Source organism: Amycolatopsis sp. lyj-90 (assembly GCF_046549035.1).
Taxonomy (GTDB): domain Bacteria; phylum Actinomycetota; class Actinomycetes; order Mycobacteriales; family Pseudonocardiaceae; genus Amycolatopsis.
The window spans coordinates 184020-196962 of record NZ_JAJPWP010000006.1 but is presented as its reverse complement, the minus strand read 5'-3'; the positions used below and the strand labels follow the sequence as shown (position 1 = coordinate 196962).

Genomic DNA, 12943 nt, shown 5'->3' with positions numbered 1-12943 from the left:
GTGAGAAAGAACCGGAAATGACTGAGACTCCTGCAAAGCCCGCCTCGCCGGAGGGGGGCAAGTCGGCGGCTTCCGCGCTCAACCCGTCGGCGGCCATCACGGACTTCGGCATCGACACGACATCGATGTCAACGGGTGAGGCGATCGGCGACTACTTCTCCCGGCTCAAGGCGGGACAGCTGGGTTCGCTCCCGGCGCTGCTCGGCCTGCTCGTCCTGGTGATCGTGTTCGCCTCGCTGTCGGACACCTTCCTGACGATGAACAACATCGCGAACCTGATGGCGCAGGGCGCCGGCAAGGCGATCATCGCGATGGGCATCGTGTTCGTGCTGCTGCTCGGCGAGATCGACCTGTCCGCGGGCACCGCGTCCGGCGTGACCGCAGCCGTCCTCGCGATGCACTACGTGCGCAACGGAAACCTGCTGGGCGGCATGGGGAACGGCGTGTTCATCACGTTCCTCGTGGTGCTCGCGATCGCCGGTCTGCTCGGGGTGATCCTGCGGATCTGGGCGGGTGTCGGGTTCGCCGTGCTCGCCATCGCACTGGTGCTGTCGGGAGCGGCGGCCAACCCGTGGATCGAGATCGTGCTCGCGATCAGCGTCGGTGGCGCGATCGGTGTCCTCACCGGGTTCCTCGTCTCCAAGATCGGCATGCCGTCGTTCGTCGTGACGCTGGCGCTTTTCCTTGCCTGGCAAGGTGTCATCCTCCAGTTCATCGGTGAGGGCGGCACGCTCGGCATCAGCACCTCGGACGTGCTGTTCAAGGTCGCCAACGGCAACCTGTCCACTTTGGGCAGCTGGATCCTGTTCGTGGTCGCCGCCGGTGGGTTCGCCGCGGTGAGCCTGGGACAGCACTTCTCGCGGCTCAAACGCGGCCTGGTCACCCAGCCGACGCCGATGGTGCTGTTCAAGGTCGGCGCGATCGCGGTCGTCGCGGCCATCGCGACCTATCTGCTCACGATCAACCGCGCGCCCAACCCGAACATCGTGATCTCCGGTGTCCCGTACGTCGTGCCGATCGTGCTCGCGCTGCTGGTGCTCGGTACCTACGTGCTCAACCGCACGCAGTACGGCCGACACATCTACGCGGTCGGCGGCAACCGGGAAGCGGCCCGCCGCGCCGGTATCAACGTCGAGAAGATCCGCGCTTCGGTGTTCGTCATCTGCTCGGCGGTGGCGGCGATCGGCGCGATCGTCTACTCGTCGAAGGTCGGTTCGGTCGACCCGCAGGCCGGTGGCCTCAACACGCTGCTGTTCGCGGTCGGCGCCGCCGTCATCGGTGGTACCTCGCTGTTCGGCGGCAAGGGCCGGGTCGTGGACGCGGTGATCGGTGGCCTCGTGCTCGCGGTCGTCGAGAACGCGCTGGGCCTGCTGAAGCAGTCGGCGGCGGTGGTCAACATCGTCACCGGTCTGGTGCTGCTGCTCGCGGCAACGGTGGACGCGCTGTCCCGGCGCCGCGCGGCTGCGTCGCCGCGCTGAGTCCGCATGGAATGATGAAGTCCGTGACCAGCACACCCGTTGCACGACCAGACGAGGTGCGCAGGCACAACCGCACGACCCTGCTCCGGTTGCTGCACGTCAGCGGCCCGAGCACCAGGGCGACCCTGGCCACCGAGCTGGGGCTCAACCGCAGCACCATCAAGACCCTCGTCGACGGCCTCGCGGAAGCGGGCGTCGTCGAGGAGAGGGTCCCCAGGCCGGGACGAGGGGCGGGCCGCCCCTCGCTCCTGGTCCTGCCCCAGCCGCACGCGGCGGTGGTGCTCGCGGTCGATCTCCAGGTCGAACACGTGGCGATCGCGCTGGTCGGGTTCGGCGGCCAGATCCTCGGGCGCAACAGCTGGAACCTCCGCGGCCGGATGCGGGAGGCCGACGAGGTGATCACGCACGTGATCGAGTCGACCACCATGCTGGCGGGCGATCTCGGCGTGCAGCCGATCGCGGTGGGGGTGTCCGTGCCCGGCGTCGTCCGCCGGGGGGACGGGCACGTCCACGAGGCGCCCAACCTGCGCTGGACCGACGTGGCGCTCGGGGAACGGCTCGGCGGTGTGCTGCGCGTCCCCGTCCTGGTCGGCAACGACGCCGAACTCGGCGCCATCGCCGAACACCTGCGCGGTGCCGCGCGGGGCTCCTCCGACGCCGTGTACGTCTCCGCCGACGTCGGGGTCGGGGGAGGGATCATCGCGGACGGCTCGTCGCTGCGCGGCGGCTCCGGGTACGTCGGCGAGATCGGGCACATGGCGATCCGTCCGGGCGGCCGTCCCTGCTACTGCGGGTCCAGTGGTTGCTGGGAGACCGAGGTCGGCGAGGCGGCCCTGTGCCGCGCGCTCGACCTGCCCGAGGACACCCCGCGCGGGGCGATCCTGTTCGAGCTCCGTGAACTGGGCCGTGACCCGCACGCGGCCGAAGAGCGGCTCTCGGAGTTCGCGGAGTGGCTGACGCTGGGCCTGGTGAACGTGGTCAACCTGCTCGGCCCGCAGCTGGTCGTGCTGGGCGACCTGCTCACCGTGCTGCCCGATTCGGTCGTGCGGTCGGTGGCGGCCGAGGTCCGGCGGCGGAGTCTCGTCAGCCGCGCCGTGGGCGGGACTCAGATCGTGAGTTCCGCGCTGGGTGCCGACGTGAAGCTGCTGGGTGCCGCCGAGGCGGCCTTCGAGATGATCCTGGACACGGTCTAGGCCCGCAGAAGACCGGAGAGCAGGGCCACCAGAGCGGCGAGGGACTTCTCCTTCGCCGCTTCGGGGTCTTCGGCGTGCGCGATCATCAGCGCGGCCTCCGCGCAGGCGCTCAGCACCAATTGCGCCAGCTCCGGGATCGGCGCCGCGACCAGCCGCCCGTCCGCGGCGACGCCCTCCAGGATCTCCGTGATCAGGCCCAGCCCATACCGGTTCTCCAGCTCGCGCCATTCCTGCCAGCCGAGGACGGAGATGGCGTCGGTGAGCGAGATCCGCACCACCTCGGGCCGCAGGCACAGGTCGAGGAAGCGGCTCAGCGCGCCGAGCGCAGCCGCCCACGGGTCGTCAGCCGAGCGCAGGACGTCCTGGAGCTCCTCGGTGATCTCCGTTTCGATCTGCTCGATCACGGCGCGGAACAGCCCCTGCTTGTCCCCGAAGTGGTGATAGAGCGCGCCACGGGTGACGCCCGCGGCCCGGACGATCTCGTCGGCGGGCACGGCGGCGTAACCCGGATCGGCGAACAACGTCCGCGCCGCGGTGATCAGCGCGGTCTGCGTCGACTGCGATCGTTCGGTCTGGCTACGTCGTGGCGTGGGCACGCAGGAATTCCACCACCATGCCGCTCAGCCGCTCCGGCTGGTCCTCCGGCACGAAGGTGTACGAGTCCTCGATCGTCTTCAGTTCCGCGTTCGGCAGGACATCCGCGAGCCTGCGGCCGAGCCGCAGCGGGAAGTGCCGGTCCTCGGGCGCCCAGACCAGCAGCACCGGCTTCTCGAACGCGGGGAGCCGTTCGGCCGCCGTCAGCGTGTAGCGCTTGTCGATGCCCGCCATGAAGCGGCGCAGGTCGTCGCGGATCTCCGGGCTCCGCCTGCTGGGCAGCAGGTAGGCGTCGAGGAGGTGGCCGGGCACCGGATGCTTGATCGCCCAGACGAAGTTCGTGGCCTTCAGCAGCGCTCGCGACCGCATCACCTGCACGAGTGACCAGGTGCCGCCGGGGATCCGCGCCAGCGGGCTCAGCGCCGCGAACATCGGCGGCAGGAACCGCTCGAAGCAGTCCGACGGGGTCAGCACGACCCGGCCCACCCGGTCCGGGGCCGTGGTCATGAGCAGCTGCGTGAGCGCGCCGCCGGTGTCGTTCGCGACCACGGTGACGTCGGTCAGGTCGAGCGCTTCGAGGAATCGTGCGATGAGCGCGGCGACCCCGGGCGGGCTCAGGTCGGCGCCGGGGACCGGGACGTCGTGCGAGCCCAGCGGCCAGTCCGGGGTCAGGCAGCGGAAGCCGGCACCGGCGACCGCGGGGACCACCTTGCGCCAGAGCAGGCCGTTGGTCAGCAGTCCGTGCACGAAGACCACAGGAGGGCCTTCGCCGCGGTCGCGGTAGCGGATACGGGCGCTGCCGAGGTCCACCTCGTGCACCTCGCCCAGGAGGTCGCTGGTCGTCATGCTCGTTAACATACATTCTGTCTGTATGTATTTACAAGACAAAAACAGGGCGGCCGGCTCTCTCCCTGGGGAGTAGCCGGCCGCCGGTGGTCGTGGACTGGTGGACTACCGCTGAATGTCCGCGGACATTTCTTTGAGCTTCGTTTCGTGTGCGCGGGCGTGGTGACCACAGAAGAGCAACTCGCCACCGGTGCTGAGAATGGCTCGAACCTGGGCTGCAGCTCCACACCGGTCGCATCGGTCGGCAGCGGTCAGTTCGGGGCGGGTGAGCGTCGGTGAAGTCATTGGAGTCTCCCTCCGTCCCGGCACCGGTGACCCGGTGCCATCGATCCAGCTACGACCACTTCGGCACTGATGCCGGAAACGTTCGTTCCCGGCCCCGCCGTGTTCGTGCTTCCACTCTTCCAGACGTTTGGCGACCCGCAAGTGTTCCCGTGCGGGTGTCTCATTTGTCACTGGTAATTACCTCGGATGCCGTAGCGTAATCACGCAACGTAGGAGAAGACTCCCCGCCGAACCGGCTTTTCCCACGTCAGGCACCATGCGAGGGTGGGTATCGCAGTCGTCCGGAACCGCCTCTCGGGCACGCCGGCGCCGGTCTTGTTCGTTCTCAGCGGAATTTCCATGTACGCCGGTGCGGCCGTCGCCGTAGGTCTCTTTTCGGTCGCCTCACCCGCGGGGGTGGCATGGCTGCGCTGCCTCGGCGCCGCCGTGGTCCTCCTGGCGTGGCGCAGGCCACCCCGTTCCGCGTGGACCGGCCGCACGTTCCTGCTCGCGGGCGCGTTCGGCATCGTCACCGCCGGGATGAACGTGCTCTTCTACGAGGCGATCGCGCGGCTGCCCCTCGGCACCGCGGTCGCCCTGGAGTTCGCCGGGCCCGTCGTGGTGGCGGCCTTCGGCTCACGGAGCCGTCGCGACGTCTTCGCGCTGCTGCTGGTGGTGGCCGGGGTGATCGCCATCGCGGACGTCCGGCTGGAAGGCAGCCTGCTCGGCGTGCTCTTCGCGCTGGGCGCGGCGGCCGCCTGGGCCGGGTACATCCTGCTCGGGAAGCGGGTGGCGGTCGGCGGGAACGGGATCGACGGGCTGGCCGTCGGGTTCGCCGTCGGCACCGTGGTGCTGTCGCCGCTGGCGTTCGGCACCGGCGCGGTGTGGGGTTCGCCACGTCTGCTGCTGCTCGGCATCGGGGTGGGCGTGCTCTCGACCGTCGTGCCGTACGCCCTCGACCAGGTGGTCCTGCGCAAGGCCGGGCAGGCGCGGTTCGCGCTGCTGCTCGCGTTGCTCCCGGTCACGGCGGGCGTGGTCGGCTTCCTGTGGCTCAAGCAGGTCCCGGCCCTGCCCGAGGCGCTCGGCACGCTGGCCGTCGTCGCCGGGGTGGCGCTGCGGTCGCCGAGGAAAGACGATGGCTCGGCGCCGCTCTGAGCGGGATACTGACCAGCCTGTGGCGCTACCACCATCAGGAGGACCAGTGGCCGAGATCCGGCGGGCCGGCACCGTCGAAGAGGTCGTCGCCGCCCAGCACCTGTTCGACGGCCCCGCGGACCGGGCGGCGTCGGAGAAGTTCCTCGCGGGGGAGGAGAACCACCTGCTGATCGCCTACGAGGACGGCGAACCCGCGGGGATGATCACCGGTACCGAGGTGACGCATCCGGACAAGGGCACCGAGATGTTCCTCAACGAACTCGACGTCAGCCCGGACTACCAACGGCGCGGGATCGGCCGCGACCTGGTCGACGCGCTGGCCGGGGTCGCGCGGAAACGCGGGTGCCGGGGGATGTGGGTCGGCGTCGAAACGGACAACGAGGCCGCGCTGGCGACCTACGCTTCGGCCGGAGCGGCGAACGAAGGCCCGTTCGTCATGCAGTCGTGGACGTTCGACGACTGATGTCCTCCGGAATCGACGGCGACCGGACCGGTCTGTCCGGTCGCCGCTGGCTGCCCGGCGGCGAACATCTCGTCGCCGTCGCACGGGCCGAACTCCCGCAGAAGGACGGGCTCGCCGGGCCGTTCGCGACGCTGGCCGCCCTGCGCGCGGCGGGTTTCGCCGTCGCGGACCAAGACGAGGTCGCGGCACTGGCGGGCACTACCCAAGAAGGTCTGGCGCGGGCGATCGGGACGCTGTCGGGAGGGCGGCTCGTCGCGGTGCCCGCCACCGGCGACTGGGCGCCGCAGTCGTTGTTCATGCTCCTGGCCGCGCTCTGGCCTCTGCCGCGGGTCGCGCTGATCGCGGAGGTCGACCCGGCCGAATTCGGCGCGCACGACACCCCGGCGCGAGCGCTGCTCGACTACCTCGACACGGGCGTCCCGCCGCTGTGGTCGTCCCGCTGGCGTCCGGCGACCGCGCATTCCGTACTGGTGGCCGGGATGCGGATCGGCGCCGAAGGAACCCTGGTGTCCATTATGGACGGTTATCCGTCCTTGGGGGACAACGGGTTGCACGACCAGCCGGTGGAATGGCTGGCCGCGGCGCTGCACCGGATACTGGTCGTGGTGGACGACGGCGACGCCGGGGCCGCCGTCGCCGCGATCACGACGGCAGGTCTGTGGAGCTGAGGCCGTCCTTCGCGAAGCGGGAATGCTTGCGCCCGTAGAGGACGTAGATCAGCAGGCCGAGCGCCATCCACGCGGCGAACCGCAGCCAGGTCATCACGTCCAGGTTGAGCATCAGGTAGAAGCACGCCAGCGCCGCCACGATGGGCAGGTAGGGCGAGAACGGCACGGTGAACGGGCGCTCCAGATCGGGGCGGCGCTTCCGCAGCACCGGGACCGCGACCGCGACGATGATCATCGCCGACAGCGCGCCGATGCTGACCATGTCGGCGAGTTCGGAGATCGGCACGAACGCGGCCAGCAGCGCGATCAGCACGGCACCGGCGATGGTCATCCGGTGCGGGGTGCCCCAGCGCGGATGCGCGGTGCCGAACTTCTTCGGCAGCAGGCCGTCGCGGCCCATCGCGAACCCGATCCGGCCGATCGTCACCAGTTCCACCATCATCACCGACGTCAGCCCGGTGACCGCGCCGAGCGAGATCAGCGCGCCCACCCAGTGCTGCCCGACCCGGTCGAAGGCGTCGGCGAGCGGGGCGCCCGTGTCGATCTCGGTGAACGGCACCATCCCGGTCAGCACCAGCGAAACCCCGATGTAGAGCAGCGCGCAGACACCGAGCGCGCCGAGGATCCCCACCCGCAGATCGCGTTTGGGGTTCACGGTCTCCTCGCCGAGGTTGGCGAGCGCCTCGAAACCCGTGTACGCGAAGAAGACGACCGCGGCGGCCGTCACCATCCCGGCGATGCCGTAGACGGACTGTTCGAGCCCGAGGACGGCTTGCACGATCGGCTGGTGCAGCGCCCCCGCCGTGTCCGTCGGCGGCTGGGCGGTCGGGATGAACGGCGTGAGGTTCTCGCCGCGGATGTAGAACACGCCGACCGCGAGGATCAGCACGCACACCGCGACCTTGACCAGCACGAGCACATTCGTCACCCGCGCCGATTCCTTGATCCCGATGACGGCGATCACGGTCAGCACGGCGATGATCGCGACCGCGCCGATGTTCACCTTCGCGTCTTCGCCGAACCAGTCGGGCGAAAGCCCCATCAGATTCGCGAGGTACCCGGACCAGCCGCGCGACACGACGGCCGCGCCGAGGGCGAACTCGAGCAGCAGATCCCAGCCGATGATCCAGGCGAAAGTCTCGCCGAGCGTGGCGAAAGCGTAGGTGTACGCGCTTCCGGCCGTCGGCACACTGGAGGCGAGTTCGGCGTAACAGAGGGCGGCCAGCCCGGCCACGACGGCGCCGAGCACGAACGACAGCGTGACCGACGGGCCCGCGTGGGTCTTCGCCTCGACACCGGCGAGGGTGAAGATCCCGGTGCCGATGATGATGCCGACCCCGAAGCCGATCAGATCGCGCCCGTGCAGGCGCCGTTTCAGCTCACCCGAGTCCTGTCGCTTCAGGACTTCGTCCACGTCCAGAGTTCGCCGCATGAAGGGTCACGCTAGAAGATCGCCGCCCACCTCGCAGATCGGTGGGAGCTCAGTCGTCCAGGACGACGCCGTTCTCCTGCGCCAGGATCGCCGCCTGCACCCGCGACCGCAGCTCCAGTTTCGTCAGTACCCGCGAAACGTGCGTTTTCACCGTGGTCTCGCCGATGTGCAGCCGCGTGCCGATCTGCGCGTTGGACAGGCCGCCGCCCAGGCACGCCAGGACTTCGCGCTCGCGTTCGGTCAGGTCGTCGAGCCCGTCGGGGACGAGGGACGGTTCCCGGGTCCCCGCGGCGAACGCGGCGATCAGCTTCCGCGTGACCTGCGGGGCGAGCACCCCTTCGCCCGCCGCGACCAGTTTCACCGCCTCGATCAGCCGCGACGCCTCCACCGACTTCAGCAGGAACCCGGCCGCTCCGGCCCGCAGCGCGGCGTGGACGTACTCGTCGAGGTCGAAGGTGGTCAGCACGAGGACTTCGCACAGGTTCTCGGCGATCAGTTCCCGCGTGGCCGCGATGCCGTCGACGCCGGGCATCCGGACGTCCATCAGCACGACGTCCGGCTTCAGCGCCTTCGCCTGCCGGACGGCGGTGGCGCCGTCCGCGGCCTCGCCGATCACCTCGATGCCCTCGGCGTTGCCGAGGATCATCATCAACCCGGCACGGATCGCGCCGTGGTCGTCGGCGACCAGCACTTTGATGTTCCCGTCGCTCAAGACCCCTCCAGAGGCAGTTCGGCACGGACCAGCCAGCCACCGCCGGACGGCCCGGCGGCGAGAGTGCCGCCCACCGCGGCGGCGCGTTCCCGCATGTTCAGCAGGCCGAGTCCGGTCCCGCCGTCGTCACCCGAGCCGGAGCCGGGACGGAGATCGTTGCGCACTTCGACGGTGAGTATGCCTCCGTGCGCGCGGATGTCGAGCAGCGCCCGCCCGCCCGCGGCGTGCTTCGCCGCGTTGGTGAGCGCCTCCTGCGCGATCCGGTACGCGGTCAGATCGATCGCGGCCGGCAGGGCCGGGGACTCGTCCACGATGGACCCGACCTCGACCGCCAGCCCGCTGGCGCGCGCCGATTCGACCAGTTTGGACAGTTCGGCCAGCCGGGCGGGCGCGGTCGCCTCGATCTCGGGGTTCCCGGTGGCGGGATCCGCGCGCAGCAGCCCGATCATCGCGCGCATCTCCTCCAGCGCGCTCACGCTGTTCTCCCGCACCGATTCCAGCACCTTCCTCGACAGCTGCGGATCGGCGGTGGACATCGTCAGCGCGGCCTCGGACTGGATGGCGATCGCCGACAGATGCCCGGCGATGACGTCGTGCAGGTCCCGCGCCATCTTGGAGCGTTCCCCGGCCACCGCGACCTTCCGGTCCATCTCGCCGATCTTGGCCAGCTGCACCGCGTTCGCCCGTTCGTTCTCGGCGATGTCCCGCTGCTGCCGCACGTTCGCCGCCCACCACACCGGGGTGACCAGGAACGGCAGCAGCGCGAACGCGACGATGACCGCGGTCCGCCACTGCGCGGTGAAAAGGAGCGCCAGGCAGACCACCCCGAGCGTCCCCAGCGCGGCGATCCCGATCATCAGCCTGCTGGTGCGCCGCGAACCGTAGAGCGTCGCCGCGTACAGGAAGTCCGTGAAGACGACGATGATCGGCAGTGAGGGCCCGAAGGTGGCGTCCACGCCGACCACGACCAGCGAGCACAGCAGTGCCAGCGGGACCTTGCGGCGAAGGACCTGCAGCGAGCACAGCACGGTCAGTTCGGTCAGCCGGATCCACAGTGGCGTCGTGTCCGGGCCGTTGAGCAGTACCTGCATCCCGCTGAGGTAGACCAGGACGCCGAGCACCCACGTCCCCGCCGCGATGACGAGGTCCTGCTTCCACAAGGGAAGGTGGCGCAGGCGCGGGAAGAACGTGGGCACCCGTCCATCCCAGCACACCGGGCCGCGCGACGGGGTCCTACTAACTGATGACGGTGATCTCGTGCCGTAAGCCGACGCGGCCGCCCTGGTCGCGAGCCAGACTCGAACCGTGAACAAGATCCTGGACTTCATCGCGGAAAACCCCATGGCGGCCGTGGTCGCCGGCGGGGAGATCGGCTTCTGGGTCGCCATCGTCGCCGGCCTGGTGGCCCGCTACCTGTTCAAGCTGAAGCGGACGAGCATCGTGCTCCTGCTCCTGACCCCGGTGATCGACCTCGTCGTCCTGGTCGCGACGGTCATCGACCTGCAAAACGGCGCGAAGGCGAACTTCGTGCACGGTCTCGCCGCGGTGTACCTGGGATTCAGCGTGGTGTTCGGGCACTCGATGATCAAGTGGGCCGACGTGCGCTTCGCCCACCGGTTCGCGGGCGGGCCGCCACCGCCGCCCAAGCCGAGGGGCCGGGCGAAGACGCGTGCCGAATGGCATGACTGGTTCAAATGCGTGCTGGCCTGCGGGCTCGCCGCGGGGGTGCTGCTCCTGCTGATCGCGATGGTCGGTGACACCGAGCAGGTCGACCCGCTGTGGGGCTGGCTGCCGAGGCTGGGTGTCGTGACGGCCATCTGGTTCGCCACCGGACCGCTGTGGCAGGAGCTTTCCCCCAAGGACGACGACCGGGTCAAGGAAGGGGCGCGACGATGATCGAGCTGCTGGGAATCCTCCTGCTGGTGCAGGGCGGGGGCGGGCTGATCAACCGGCTGCTGGGCAGCAGCAACCCGAGCTGGTTCGTCCAGCTCCATCTGCTCCCGCCGGGGATGCACGTCGTGGCGAGCGCGCTGATGGTGGCCGCGGGCGTCGGGGTGCTGTTCTCCGAGCGCGCCCGCAAGCAGCGCCGCCGGTCAGAGTGACACGAGCACCTGCAGGACCCCGAGGACGATGGTGACGACCGTCAGCACGACGGTCACCACGGTGAGCCGCGTGACCCGCGCGCTCACCGTGTTCTCGTAGGCGTACCTGGTCTCCTCGTCCATCGCTTCGGCCTGGCGGTCGAGCTGGGCGATGATCCTCTCGACGCCCATGCTGGTGACCAGGCGGCGCTCCAGCGAGTCGACCTCGGGCGGGAGCACCGAATGCAGCATTTCGAGGATGTCGTCGAGTGAGCCCCGGAGCAGCCGGGTGCGGCTCGCGCCCTTCCTGATCGACGCCAGCCATTGGTCGGCCAGCGCCATCCGGATCAGGACCCGTTCGAGGATGAAGAGCATCCCGTGGTCGAGCCCGCCGATGTCGCTGTCGATGCCGAAGTACGGTTCGGCCGCGCCGAACGGGCCGCGCATCAGCTCGTCCTGGTGCTCGACGTACTCGGAATCCTTGCTGTTGAGGCAGACGATCCCGCCTGCCATCGTGTACGCGGCGACGAAGGACCGCGTGCCCCAAGACGGGCCGAGCGCGTCCCTGGCGACCTCGCGGGGCACGAATCGCCAGCCCTCGTCGCTGGTCGCCAACCCGTAGAACGGCCGGGGATCGGCGGCGACCCGCTGGGCGGGCGGATGCCCGTCGTGGGACCGCAGCTCGACGCACCAGCCCTTGCGACCGAGCCCCTCGGTCAGGCCGCAGCCCTTGGTCAGGTCCTCGAAGATGTGCGTGACGGCCTTGAGCAGCGAGGGGAAGGACTTCTCGCCGTAGCCGCCGTGCAGCCCGGCCTCCCCGTTCGTCGTCTCGCGGCCTTGGAGGCTTTGAAGCACGGCGATGGCGAGATCGAATTCGGCGGCGGGCCGGTCCACGGCCGGTCCGGTGATCGTGGTGGCGAGGACCAGCGTCATCGCGTGATAGGCCGGATGCCAGGTGACGACGAGTTCGCACGGCAGGCTGACCCCGCCGACGCGGATCGACAGCCGCGAACCGCCGGTGCGTTTCCGCAGCACTCGACGGAGCGGCGGAGTGGTGTAGCTGGTGAGGAAGTTCTCCGCGGCGGCCCATTCCTCGCCGAGCTTCCCGTCGAGATGGACCAGCAGGCCGCGATCCCGGCCGCCGTCCAGCACCTTCGCCGCCTCCTTCCCGGACAGCGGGACCGCCCAGGCGAAGGTGAGGAGGACCGCGGTCATGCGCGGCGCAGCAGGGTGACCAGATCCCGGCCGAGGTGGCGGCGCAGCGGGCCGGAGGCGTTGACCAGCTCGTCGCGGTCGATGTGCTCGTCGGCGGGACCGAGGTCGTCGAGGACGTGGTAGGTCCACTCCCATTCGGTGCGCCAGCCCGCGTCGGCGGCGTCGGCGGCGACCTCCGCCGGGTCGAGGTAGTGAACGGGGAGCGCCGGGCCCTCGCCGTCACGCAACGCCTTGTCGAACTCTTCGCGCGACACGCGGCGCGAGCGGACCTCGCCACCGGCCTCGACGCTGTCGAGACTGAACGCGCCTTGCCCGAGCGGCGACCGGCTGTGGGCCAGCACCAGCGCGCCGCCGGGCGCGGTGATCGCGGCCAGCCGTCGCAGGATCGGCACGACGTCGGGCGTCGGCACGTGCTGGATGACGTGACTGCAGATCACGAGGTCGTACGGGCCGCCGCCCAGTTCGGTGATCGGTGAGACGGTGAAGGAGAACTCAGTGTCCTCGACGACGGTCTCGCTCGCCTTCGCGAGCCTGTCCGGGTCGGGGTCCGCGGCGGTGATGTCCGCCGAGAACCCCGCGAGCCAGGGGAGGAGGCGGCCCTCGCCGCATCCGGCGTCGAGCGCCTTGACCTCTTCGCGCGGGCCGAGGATCCCGGCGAGCTTTCCGGCGACCTTGCCGAGCGCGCGGTCCTCACTGGCCGTCCAGTAGCCGTCGTAGGGCTCGTGCCGTCGGATGAACATCCCGGTGACGTGGTCGCCGGTGTCCGGGTAGCGGTAGCTCTCGGTCAGCACGTCGCGAATATAGCCGGATTCGCGGGGTTCTCCGGGTCTCGGCGCGGGATT

15 protein-coding genes are annotated in these 12943 nt (G+C 69.9%); 7 read left to right on the top strand and 8 right to left on the bottom strand.

Annotation, left to right across the window (positions count from 1 at the left end; genetic code table 11):
• Positions 1-17 precede the first annotated feature (17 nt).
• Positions 18-1478 (top strand): sugar ABC transporter permease, encoded by a 1461-nt coding sequence (locus tag ACLJPX_RS24150; RefSeq protein WP_410602071.1) that lies wholly within the window; start codon positions 18-20, stop codon positions 1476-1478.
• Between the two features lie 11 nt (positions 1479-1489).
• Positions 1490-2671: an ROK family transcriptional regulator gene (locus ACLJPX_RS24145; protein ID WP_101606588.1), complete on the top strand. Its 1182-nt coding sequence runs from the start codon at positions 1490-1492 to the stop codon at positions 2669-2671.
• Here ACLJPX_RS24145 and ACLJPX_RS24140 read toward each other — a convergent pair.
• The 3 genes from ACLJPX_RS24140 to ACLJPX_RS24130 form a co-directional block, all read right to left on the bottom strand.
• A complete protein-coding gene (locus tag ACLJPX_RS24140) occupies positions 2668-3267 on the bottom strand; it encodes a TetR/AcrR family transcriptional regulator (protein ID WP_410602070.1) in 600 nt (199 codons plus the stop codon). The genes ACLJPX_RS24145 and ACLJPX_RS24140 overlap by 4 nt on opposite strands.
• Complete coding sequence (locus ACLJPX_RS24135; protein WP_410602069.1) at positions 3248-4111, bottom strand: alpha/beta fold hydrolase; 864 nt, start codon at positions 4109-4111, stop codon at positions 3248-3250. The genes ACLJPX_RS24140 and ACLJPX_RS24135 overlap by 20 nt, the downstream gene beginning before the upstream one ends.
• Positions 4112-4216: 105 nt before the next feature.
• Entirely contained in the window at positions 4217-4396 is a 180-nt protein-coding gene (locus ACLJPX_RS24130; protein ID WP_016332937.1) for a hypothetical protein, read from the bottom strand.
• A 339-nt stretch (positions 4397-4735) separates the two neighbouring features.
• Between ACLJPX_RS24130 and ACLJPX_RS24125 the strand changes: the two genes are divergently transcribed.
• The 3 genes from ACLJPX_RS24125 to ACLJPX_RS24115 are packed head-to-tail and all read left to right on the top strand — an operon-like array spanning position 4736 to position 6661.
• On the top strand, positions 4736-5530 hold the full coding sequence (locus ACLJPX_RS24125) for an EamA family transporter (protein ID WP_101606590.1): 795 nt from the start codon (positions 4736-4738) through the stop codon (positions 5528-5530).
• Between the two features lie 46 nt (positions 5531-5576).
• Entirely contained in the window at positions 5577-5993 is a 417-nt protein-coding gene (locus ACLJPX_RS24120) for a GNAT family N-acetyltransferase (protein ID WP_410602068.1), read from the top strand.
• Positions 5993-6661, top strand: coding sequence for a DUF6885 family protein (locus ACLJPX_RS24115; RefSeq protein WP_410602569.1), 669 nt, complete (start codon positions 5993-5995; stop codon positions 6659-6661). Before ACLJPX_RS24120 ends, ACLJPX_RS24115 begins: the two co-directional genes overlap by 1 nt.
• Here the strand turns inward: ACLJPX_RS24115 and ACLJPX_RS24110 are convergent.
• The 3 genes from ACLJPX_RS24110 to ACLJPX_RS24100 all read right to left on the bottom strand — a co-directional run bounded on the left by ACLJPX_RS24110 (position 6636) and on the right by ACLJPX_RS24100 (position 10001).
• Positions 6636-8075 (bottom strand): APC family permease, encoded by a 1440-nt coding sequence (locus ACLJPX_RS24110; protein WP_410602567.1) that lies wholly within the window; start codon positions 8073-8075, stop codon positions 6636-6638. The genes ACLJPX_RS24115 and ACLJPX_RS24110 overlap by 26 nt on opposite strands.
• Positions 8076-8142: 67 nt before the next feature.
• Positions 8143-8805, bottom strand: coding sequence for a response regulator (locus ACLJPX_RS24105; RefSeq protein ID WP_101606593.1), 663 nt, complete (start codon positions 8803-8805; stop codon positions 8143-8145).
• Positions 8802-10001, bottom strand: a complete 1200-nt coding sequence (locus ACLJPX_RS24100) for a sensor histidine kinase (protein WP_101606594.1) — start codon at positions 9999-10001, stop codon at positions 8802-8804. Before ACLJPX_RS24100 ends, ACLJPX_RS24105 begins: the two co-directional genes overlap by 4 nt.
• Before the next feature lie 109 nt (positions 10002-10110).
• Here ACLJPX_RS24100 and ACLJPX_RS24095 point away from each other — a divergent pair, with 109 nt between their 5' ends.
• The gene (locus tag ACLJPX_RS24095; protein ID WP_410602067.1) at positions 10111-10701 is read left to right on the top strand and encodes a hypothetical protein; all 591 of its coding nucleotides are present in this window, start codon (positions 10111-10113) and stop codon (positions 10699-10701) included.
• Positions 10698-10907, top strand: a complete 210-nt coding sequence (locus ACLJPX_RS24090; RefSeq protein ID WP_101606595.1) for a hypothetical protein — start codon at positions 10698-10700, stop codon at positions 10905-10907. Before ACLJPX_RS24095 ends, ACLJPX_RS24090 begins: the two co-directional genes overlap by 4 nt.
• Here ACLJPX_RS24090 and ACLJPX_RS24085 read toward each other — a convergent pair.
• Together ACLJPX_RS24085 and ACLJPX_RS24080 are read right to left on the bottom strand one after the other, a co-directional pair.
• Complete coding sequence (locus tag ACLJPX_RS24085; protein WP_410602066.1) at positions 10899-12101, bottom strand: hypothetical protein; 1203 nt, start codon at positions 12099-12101, stop codon at positions 10899-10901. The genes ACLJPX_RS24090 and ACLJPX_RS24085 overlap by 9 nt on opposite strands.
• On the bottom strand, positions 12098-12892 hold the full coding sequence (locus tag ACLJPX_RS24080; RefSeq protein ID WP_410602065.1) for a class I SAM-dependent methyltransferase: 795 nt from the start codon (positions 12890-12892) through the stop codon (positions 12098-12100). Before ACLJPX_RS24080 ends, ACLJPX_RS24085 begins: the two co-directional genes overlap by 4 nt.
• Positions 12893-12943: the final 51 nt, after the last annotated feature.

What these genes read in the sequence shown, in the direction of transcription:
- ACLJPX_RS24150 (WP_410602071.1), top strand. Translation starts at nt 18, where the DNA reads ATGACTGAGACTCCTGCAAAGCCCGCCTCGCCGGAGGGGGGCAAGTCG.
- ACLJPX_RS24145 (WP_101606588.1), top strand. Translation starts at nt 1,490, where the DNA reads ATGATGAAGTCCGTGACCAGCACACCCGTTGCACGACCAGACGAGGTG.
- ACLJPX_RS24135 (WP_410602069.1), bottom strand. Translation starts at nt 4,111, where the DNA reads ATGACGACCAGCGACCTCCTGGGCGAGGTGCACGAGGTGGACCTCGGC.
- ACLJPX_RS24130 (WP_016332937.1), bottom strand. Translation starts at nt 4,396, where the DNA reads ATGACTTCACCGACGCTCACCCGCCCCGAACTGACCGCTGCCGACCGA.
- ACLJPX_RS24125 (WP_101606590.1), top strand. Translation starts at nt 4,736, where the DNA reads ATGTACGCCGGTGCGGCCGTCGCCGTAGGTCTCTTTTCGGTCGCCTCA.
- ACLJPX_RS24115 (WP_410602569.1), top strand. Translation starts at nt 5,993, where the DNA reads ATGTCCTCCGGAATCGACGGCGACCGGACCGGTCTGTCCGGTCGCCGC.
- ACLJPX_RS24090 (WP_101606595.1), top strand. Translation starts at nt 10,698, where the DNA reads ATGATCGAGCTGCTGGGAATCCTCCTGCTGGTGCAGGGCGGGGGCGGG.
- ACLJPX_RS24085 (WP_410602066.1), bottom strand. Translation starts at nt 12,101, where the DNA reads ATGACCGCGGTCCTCCTCACCTTCGCCTGGGCGGTCCCGCTGTCCGGG.